Source organism: Nonomuraea sp. bgisy101, from assembly GCF_057708945.1.
Map to the genome: position 1 here is coordinate 1 of NZ_JBYITD010000087.1, position 6,345 is coordinate 6,345.

The window sequence follows — 6,345 nt, forward strand, 5'->3', positions numbered from 1 at the left end:
CGCCGCCCACCGCCCCCGCTCCACGGCGGCGTGCCGATCCACGGCACCTGCAGTCAGAGCGCGATGGGCCGGTAGGCCAAAGCTTCATCAACCACCTGCTCCGCAGTGGGTTCAGGCCCTTTGGGCCAGAAGATCAGATCGGAGACATAGCCCTGAGGACATCCCAACGAGCGGGCGAGCGCCTCCAGCAAGAGATCTGCTTCCCGATCGTCGGCATAGTCGACGTCCATGATCCGCTGCACGATGACAACGGCTTCCTCACGGCTCAGACTGCCCGGTTTCGCGCGCTCGGCCATGATCCGCTCCTAGAGCGATCGATCAACGATCCCGGCAGCCTACAGACCTTAAAGATCGCGAAGGCGCCGCCTAGAGCGCCGTTCCGCCACCGGCCCCCACCGCTACGCGGCCCCTACGGGGTGCTTCGCATGCGCGCCGGCCGCTGCACTCCGAAGGCGGATGGATCACGGGCTGAGGTCCGTACCCCCGCCCCCGACACCGCATTGTTCGTGTCCCTCGGTCGGCGTCAACTCCGTCTATGCGGCATGGGTGTGTGCCGCGTGGAAGCCGCAGGGCAGCGGTATCCGAAGACGGAGTGGACACCTCGGTCGGGCCACACAATCTGGCAGCTATCGGGGGCGGGGGAAATGTGGCCGTGGGATGGATCGGCCACACCAGGGAGACGACGACGCGGGACAGAGAGGTTCCTCCAGGCACACCCGGTAATGCCAGGAGTTCAACCGCGCCGTCGCCTCGTTCATGGAAGCGCTGCCAGGCGGACGCACTCTGGGCAGGCGCGAGCAGCCGTAGGCGAGAACGGCATGGACCAGCCGCAGACCGGCAGCGGATACACGGGCTCTCCACACATGCTGATCTTCGTGTCGGGAGATGCGGCGTGCTGCACCACTCGTCGTCCTGCGCCGGATAGCCCGAGCCGGAAATCATCGGCGGGATCATCCGGCCCCGGTTCCATGGCGTACACGAGCAGGTCATCCCAGTGAACCGGCCAGCGTCGCACCCTGCCCGGCAGTTCGTCGTCGTCCGCGTCGAGTTCGAGCAGGGCCAGGGTCCCGTTGCGCAAGACGCCGACCACGGTTCCGCGTTGCCCTACCAGCCATGCACCAGAGGCACGGGTCCGGGCAGGGCTGTGCAACAGATCCACGATCTTGGCGCGAGCCCCAGCCGTGCGCCATGACGCCGTCACCGTGTGACCCTGCCCGCTGGCCCCGCGTCAGCGGATGCGAGATCGGCGATCACCTCCGAGAGCGGATGCCGCTTCTGGAGTTCGGCATAGCGGAAGGCGATCCGCCGAGCGGCCCGTGACGGCTCAGTCGCCGGATGGCGGCCGTACACAACCCGCTTACGCCGGTCATCCCATCCCGATCGCCACCAGAACCACTCGCCGTCGCACCACACCACCAGCCCGACCCATACCGACACCAAGGCGAGGCCGTAACCGTCGTGAGCATCGGCCACGATGCCGAGATCGGCCAATGCGAGCCTCAGTCGATCAGCGGCGTTGATCCACAGGGGCGGTTGTACGGAGCGAGCGAGTTCGTCTGTGCGGAGCTGTCTTCCGGGTCGCGATTCCATTACTCCCACCTGGATGTTCCGATCACTCCAAGCGCTTCGAGGGTTACGCTTGATGAGTCTGTAAGCGCTGGTGAAGACGCTAGGCGCGACGCTGATGACCTAGAACTGACCGGAAGTACGAGTACCGACGGCGGTGACCACCTCATGACTCCCCCTGGCCCCCGAACACTCACCACCAGTCGGGGTTACGCCGAACGAGGCCGCGAGGGTCGCGTGTCCGGACACGTGCTCAAGGTCATTCGTGAGTCGGCCGGACTCACTCAGGAACGATTCGCCGAACGACTGGGCGTGGACACGACGACCGTGCAGGGGTGGGAATCCGGACGCCGTCCATTGATGGCGACCTCTACCGGCACCTATCTGGGGTTGCGCCAGTCTCTCTTGTCCCTTGGCGCGCCACCGCGTTTGCTCCCGCAACTCGACGCCGCCTTGGAAGCAGATCGGTTCATCGGTTACGTGCTCAGCACCAAGCCCGGCGAGTCGATAGCCGACGATCACCCTTTGGCGTCCTGGGTGATCACTCGTCCATTCACCGACCTCGTGGCGTGGCCGTTCACCAGCACGGCGCCGTCGGCTATCTCGGGCGTAGAGAAGACCGCCAGCCGTCGAGGACCCGCAGGAGCCGGGCCGTCTCTTGCCGCCGATGAACGCGCGCACTTCTTCGACCACCTGAAGTGGGCGGCTGAGAGCGCCGACGTCGAGAGCGTGAAGGGGTTGTTGCTACGTCGGCAGGCCCATTACGTCGCAGGCTTCGACGACAGCGGAGGGACCGCCGACTGGCTGGAGAGGACGCAGCGCGCCGAAGAGCGACGTGTTGGCACGCAGACGGGCGACTGGTCACCGACGTGGGCTGTCATCCGGTCTGGCGCCCACTCCCTGGCCAGGGTCGGCGACCGTGAGGGCTTGCAGCACTTCATCCGGACACGCTTGGCAGATGACACTTGCGAGTTGGCCAACCTCAACTACTGGGCCTATTGGATGGGAGAAGTCAGCGAGCCCCAGGTGAGTGACATGTTCATGGTCGAGCTGAGCCCTGACGACTGGCGAGGCACCCATCTGGGCCGCCACCTGACGAGCAAGCTGGATGCCGCCAACCCCTTCGTCGATGTCGTTGTCCACACCCTCTGGGCACTGGTCATGCTCCGCCCCTACGTTCTGGACATACAGACGGCGGACCGCCTCAGGGAGCGTGCCCTTCGCCTGTTCGATGGCACCGAACTCTCAGCGCAGTCACGACGGGAACTGGAGGCCGTCGTCTACGCTCAGCGGATGATGCATCGAGGCTGAGAGGGGACAACTCGTGTCGGATGACATGGCCAGGCTCACCGGCTTGCTGTACGAAATCGGTCTGCTCAAGCGCTTCAAGCGCACAGGGTGGCTGGTAGCCGGGGTTCGTGACCCGGAAAGCATTGCCGAGCACTCGTTCCGGGCAGCGATCATCGCGAGCGTGATCACCGTTCTGGAGGGCGGCAACCCCGAGCGGGCGGCGTTCATGAGCCTGTTGCACGACACCCAGGAGACCCGCGTCACCGACATCCCCTACATCGGCAAGCGCTATCTCCAAGCCGCTCCGAACGAGAAGGTCACCGCCGACCAGACGCGAGGCACCCCGGAGCCCGTCGCGGACATGATGAGCGGAGCGGTCGAAGAGTACGAGGAGAAGACGAGCCTCGAAGCCGTCTGCGCGCGTGACGCCGACAAGCTGGAATGCCTCATCCAGGCCGTCGAGTATCGGGAGCAGGGACATCAGAACGTCCAGCCCTGGATCGACAGCTCCCTTGCCGCGCTCAAGACGAAGTCCGCCAAGCGCATCGCCGACGAGGTACTCACCACGGGTTCGCTTGAGTGGATGACCCGAGTCCTCAACGGTGACGAGGGCTGACGGACGCGTTCGAGTGAGCGACGTTCGAGAAGCGCCTTGGGCTTGAAGTGCATACGGCTGCCAGCCGTACAGAAGAGGGTGATCGCTGCTACAGGAGACGCCTGATCTTCGCTAGCTTTCTAGCCATGTCCACCGATATCGACATGGCCTGTGAGCAGCTTGTGAAGGCGCTTCGTGATCACGCCGCCGTCGTGCTGTCTCAGGGCAGCGACTCATCGGCGATGGCCGCATCCGCGGGCCAGGAGCTGAGATCAGCCGTGCGCTCATACGCGGATGCGATCTTTGAGGCCACAGGCTGGGGCAACGTCTTCGCCGACATTCATGAGGACGAGGATGAGGAAGACGAGGAGACCCTTCCCGAGCCCGAAGAGGTTCAGCGGCTGAGCGTGATGGGGCGGTGGGACTTCCTGGTAGAGGACCCCAACGCTCTCATGCGCCATGCCTATCATCGATTGATCGAAAGCGGCTGGGACGAACAGGCTGCGGCAGAACATTCGGAGTCGCCTTCCGCGGCGCTGGACTCGCTGTCGGCTCTGGACGGGTGGGACGTGAGAAGGTACATCGACCAGGGCGCGAAAACGGCGGGGTACGGCTGGACCGTACGCCACGTTGACAAGACCCTGTGGGAGATGAGCCACACCGAAAGGTGGGATGCAGGCTTTTAATCAGAAGCACCCAAGGAGCGGGTTGCTGAGTGACGAACTGAGTGACAATCGCCCTGGATCAGCTCAGACGGCTGTGGATCACGGTGGACTGTTTCCCCAGGTAGGAGCGGGAGTCGGGCAAGGTCCCGCCCCTACCGTGGTTGCCTGGGGGTCAAGGGGTCGCAGGTTCAAATCCTGTCGTCCCGACCAGATATTCGCTGGTCGATGAGGGTGTCTTCCGAAAGGGAGGCGCCCTTTTTTCAGGCCACTCGGTCATGCCGTCCTAGCCTTGAAGATCTTGTCCATGGCTTCAGCGCCCTTGGTCAACGCCGGCCTGATCTCCTGGCGGTAGACGGTCTCGGTCACGTTCGTTGACGAGTGGCCAACGAGACGCGAGATCTCCTCTATGGCGACATCATGCGCGGACAGCAGCGAGACGAAGCTGTACCGCAGCTCGCGCGGACACCAGTCTGGGCCGATCCCCGCCGCATCTGTGATCTTCTGGAGCTCGCGACGGACGTACCAGCGATCCATCGCGATCCCGTCCTCGCGACGGAATACGAGGGCGTCGTCGGTCCCCCGTTCGCCCGACGCGAGGCGTTCGGCTGCCCTGGCTTTGTGAACCTTGAGGACCTGCAGCGCCCTCTTGGAGAGCTTCAGGACGCGCCTCGACTTCCGTGTCTTGGTATCACCTTTCGCCCGTACGGAGCGATACACAGCGACCGTTCCGGCCTGCGAAAACGCTCTACAAGATCAACTCGTGGCGGGTGTTGGCCTTACCTTGACCGCACCCCTATCTAGTCAGGCGACCCGGATCGCCTCCCAGTCGGTGATGTCGCACTGACCATGCTCGTTGTTTCCGGCGGCGACAACCGTTCCGTCCGCGCGCAGTCCGAGAGTGTGGGTGGATCCGGCCGCCACCGCGACGATCTCGCGCCAGTCGGCTACGTCGCGCTGGCCGGAATCGTTGCTGCCCACGGCCACGACTCGGCCAGCTGCGGTGACTCCGACGGTGTGGTAGCTCCCAGCCGCCACTGCCACAACGCCTCTCCAAGCACTGACGTCACAGGCACCCGCCGATTGATCCCCAACCGCAAAGACGCGTCCGTCGTTGGTGAGACCGACCGTGTGAAGGTAGCCGGCGGCGACGGCGGTAACGTCACGCCACGTGTCGACCACGCACTGCCCACGACGATCGTTGCCAACGGCAACGGTGGTCCCGTCGGCTCTGAGGCCCACCGAATGCCAGTCGCCACAAGCCAACGCGACAATCTCACGCCATTGGCTCACGTTGCATGCTCCCTCGCGGAGCCGCCCCGCGGCCAGCACGGTGCCGTCACCGACTAGCCCCAGGGTGCGGCGCCAGCCCGCGGCGACAAGGGTCACGTCGCGCCATGACGCGACGTGACACTGCCCGTCACCGTTCCAGCCCGTCGCCATCACCGCGCCGTCCACGCGGAGGCCGACGCTGTGGGACCGTCCAGTGTTCGACGCCGTATGCACGTTGCCGGCCGCCACGGCGACCACATGAGCCCAGTGTTCGACTCGACACTCACCAGATGCCCCCGTGCCGGTCGCAACCACGGTGCCGTCGGCGCACAGCCCCAACGAGTGTCGTCGTCCAGCGGCGATGACAGGACTACTCACGTGCACATCATTGCCGAGTTCGACCAGTCGGCGCACCACGCCGTCCCGCAGTGAGCACGCTGCGCCACTGCCATCTGCCACCACCGGTCGCGCTCTCCGATGAGATCGAGAACCGGGCGGAGCCTCTCCATCGTCCTGAGTACCGCGGCCCCCGCTTCAGGCAGATCCGGCGGCACGTCCCGGCGGGTGGCGATCAGAGCCTGCATGCTGACATACCAGCGATGCGGATCGCGGACGGTCAGGACGACCTTCGCGTCCGGGTAGACCTCCACCTGCTCGCGCCAGAAGAAACTGGCCGGCCAGTCCTGGGTGGATCGGTAGCCGTCGAGCACGCTGTCCCAGTCCAGCGGCAGGCCGGAGGCGGCGGGCAGCCACCGGTCGACGTGGTCGGGATTGCTCCCGATTTCGGCCATGTGGTAGCAGGGACCGAATCCCAGCCTTTCCAGCGCGGCCTTCACCGATCTGGTTCCGGTACGCGGGAATCCCGCGCCGATCACGTGTAACACGTCAGCCTCCTGCTGCTGCGGCCGCGGCGTTCACCTTTCGGCAGACGTTGACCGCGGCCTTGGCGTGGGTGTTGGA

The 6,345-nt window shown here is 65.1% G+C and carries 9 protein-coding genes; 3 read left to right on the forward strand and 6 right to left on the reverse strand.

The genetic code is table 11. The features are described 5' to 3' along the window. Positions 1 to 53: 53 nt before the first annotated feature. The 3 genes from AC3EO4_RS55285 to AC3EO4_RS55295 form a co-directional block, all read right to left on the reverse strand. On the reverse strand, positions 54 to 296 hold the full coding sequence (locus AC3EO4_RS55285) for a bacteriocin immunity protein (RefSeq protein WP_431904845.1): 243 nt from the start codon (positions 294 to 296) through the stop codon (positions 54 to 56). Positions 297 to 754: 458 nt separating this feature from the next. After that, positions 755 to 1,159 carry a hypothetical protein gene (locus tag AC3EO4_RS55290; protein WP_488186390.1) on the reverse strand — a complete coding sequence of 135 codons (405 nt, stop codon included), beginning with the start codon at positions 1,157 to 1,159 and terminating at the stop codon, positions 755 to 757. Positions 1,160 to 1,197: 38 nt separating this feature from the next. Further along, a complete protein-coding gene (locus tag AC3EO4_RS55295) occupies positions 1,198 to 1,491 on the reverse strand; it encodes a hypothetical protein (RefSeq protein WP_431904850.1) in 294 nt (97 codons plus the stop codon). 324 nt (positions 1,492 to 1,815) lie between these two features. Between AC3EO4_RS55295 and AC3EO4_RS55300 the strand changes: the two genes are divergently transcribed. The 3 genes from AC3EO4_RS55300 to AC3EO4_RS55310 all read left to right on the forward strand — a co-directional run bounded on the left by AC3EO4_RS55300 (position 1,816) and on the right by AC3EO4_RS55310 (position 4,137). Further along, a complete protein-coding gene (locus AC3EO4_RS55300) occupies positions 1,816 to 2,877 on the forward strand; it encodes a helix-turn-helix domain-containing protein (RefSeq protein WP_431904853.1) in 1,062 nt (353 codons plus the stop codon). Positions 2,878 to 2,902: 25 nt separating this feature from the next. After that, positions 2,903 to 3,472, forward strand: a complete 570-nt coding sequence (locus tag AC3EO4_RS55305; protein ID WP_431904862.1) for an HD domain-containing protein — start codon at positions 2,903 to 2,905, stop codon at positions 3,470 to 3,472. A gap of 125 nt (positions 3,473 to 3,597) precedes the next feature. Next, positions 3,598 to 4,137 (forward strand): hypothetical protein, encoded by a 540-nt coding sequence (locus AC3EO4_RS55310; RefSeq protein ID WP_431904855.1) that lies wholly within the window; start codon positions 3,598 to 3,600, stop codon positions 4,135 to 4,137. A gap of 252 nt (positions 4,138 to 4,389) precedes the next feature. Here the strand turns inward: AC3EO4_RS55310 and AC3EO4_RS55315 are convergent, their stop codons facing one another. From AC3EO4_RS55315 to AC3EO4_RS55325, 3 genes are all read right to left on the reverse strand, one after another. After that, the gene (locus AC3EO4_RS55315) at positions 4,390 to 4,833 is read right to left on the reverse strand and encodes a tyrosine-type recombinase/integrase (RefSeq protein WP_431904857.1); all 444 of its coding nucleotides are present in this window, start codon (positions 4,831 to 4,833) and stop codon (positions 4,390 to 4,392) included. An 84-nt stretch (positions 4,834 to 4,917) separates the two neighbouring features. Continuing rightward, positions 4,918 to 5,847, reverse strand: coding sequence for an RCC1 domain-containing protein (locus AC3EO4_RS55320; RefSeq protein WP_488186391.1), 930 nt, complete (start codon positions 5,845 to 5,847; stop codon positions 4,918 to 4,920). Continuing rightward, positions 5,760 to 6,221: a sulfotransferase family protein gene (locus AC3EO4_RS55325; protein ID WP_431904860.1), complete on the reverse strand. Its 462-nt coding sequence runs from the start codon at positions 6,219 to 6,221 to the stop codon at positions 5,760 to 5,762. Before AC3EO4_RS55325 ends, AC3EO4_RS55320 begins: the two co-directional genes overlap by 88 nt. Positions 6,222 to 6,345 lie beyond the last annotated feature (124 nt).

Coding starts and splice junctions, on each gene's coding strand:
- AC3EO4_RS55310 (WP_431904855.1), top strand. CDS start 3,598: ATGTCCACCGATATCGACATGGCCTGTGAGCAGCTTGTGAAGGCGCTT.
- AC3EO4_RS55285 (WP_431904845.1), bottom strand. CDS start 296: ATGGCCGAGCGCGCGAAACCGGGCAGTCTGAGCCGTGAGGAAGCCGTT.
- AC3EO4_RS55305 (WP_431904862.1), top strand. CDS start 2,903: ATGGCCAGGCTCACCGGCTTGCTGTACGAAATCGGTCTGCTCAAGCGC.